General features: G+C 65.2%; 2 protein-coding genes. Both read left to right on the top strand.

Annotated features, from left to right (window positions below):
- The first annotated feature begins 52 nt into the window (after positions 1–52).
- The gene (locus HZR81_RS23560; RefSeq protein WP_414209385.1) at positions 53–574 is read left to right on the top strand and encodes a transposase; all 522 of its coding nucleotides are present in this window, start codon (positions 53–55) and stop codon (positions 572–574) included.
- Positions 571–1,253: DDE-type integrase/transposase/recombinase (locus HZR81_RS23555; RefSeq protein ID WP_500129392.1), on the top strand; the 683-nt coding region annotated here is incomplete at its 3' end. The genes HZR81_RS23560 and HZR81_RS23555, both read left to right, overlap by 4 nt.

Below are 1,253 nucleotides of genomic sequence, written 5' to 3'. Positions count from 1 at the left end.
CCCGCCGCGTCAGGATAGTTGTCGTGTGAGTTGATTCGATGAGTCTTGGTCGGTGGGCGGAAGTGAGAGCCGTGTGGCGCGTTATTCGATAGAGCATCGGGAGTGGGTGGTGCGGCAGATGATGCCGCCCTTGAACCGGACGGTGCCGGAGCTGGTGGAAGCGACAGGCATTACTGATGCCACCCTGTATGCTTGGCGCAAACAGGCCAGAGCAGCGGGAGCAGTGGTGCCGGGAGATGGACAGCAGGCCGACCAGTGGTCGAGCCAGGACAAGTTTCGGGTGGTGCTGGAAAGCGCCAGCCTCAATGCGGCTGAGCTGGCGGAGTACTGCCGGCGCAAAGGCCTGTATGTCGAGCAGATCAACGCCTGGCGCGAGGCCTGCGAGCAGGCCAACAGCCTGGCTCAGCCGAGCAAGACCCGGCGCGAACGCGAAGAGGAAAAGGCCGCGAAGAAGCGCATCAAGCAGCTGGAGCGTGAACTACGGCGCAAGGATGCGGCGCTGGCAGAAACCGCGGCTCTGCTGGTGTTGCGAAAAAAAGCCGAGGCGCTCTGGGGGAAGGACGAGGACGAATGATCAGCGCCCCGGATCGCCGTGAAACGCTGCAGTTGATCGAGGACGCCGTGGCGGCGGGAGCGCGGCGGGCGCAGGCCTGCGCCGAACTGGGCCTATCGCTGCGCAGCCTACAGCGCTGGCAGCACTGCCCGGAGGATCGGCGTCCTTCGGCACAGCGAGCTGAGCCGGCCAACAAGCTGACCCCGCAAGAGCGCCGCCGCGTGCTGGAGGTCGCCAATCAGCCCGAGTTTGCCAGCCTGCCGCCGCAGCAGATCGTGGCGCGGCTGGCCGATCAGGGCACCTGGCTAGCCTCGGAGTCGACCTTTTACCGGTTGCTGAAGGACGCCGAACAGCAGCATCCGCGCGGTCGTAGCCGCCCACCGGTGAAACGAGCGCTGACGACCCATGTGGCCGACGGCCCGAACCAGCTGTGGTGCTGGGACATCACCTGGCTGCCGACCACGGTCAAGGGCCGTTACTTCTACTGGTACATGATCAAGGACGTCTACAGCCGGAAGCTGCTGGCCAACGAGGTGCATGAAAGTGAAAGCGCCGAGCAGGCCGCCCAGCTGCTACGCCAGGCCTGCCTACGTGAACAGCGGGCAGGCCAGCCGCTGGTACTGCACTCGGACAACGGCAGCGCGATGAAGGGCTCGACCATGCTGGCGGCCATGCAGAACCTGGGTGTGATGCCCTCGTT

Origin of the sequence: Pseudomonas sp. LM13 (assembly GCF_041381355.1) — a bacterium.
GTDB lineage: Bacteria > Pseudomonadota > Gammaproteobacteria > Pseudomonadales > Pseudomonadaceae > Stutzerimonas > Stutzerimonas frequens.
This window is presented reverse-complemented; position numbering and strand designations above follow the sequence as displayed.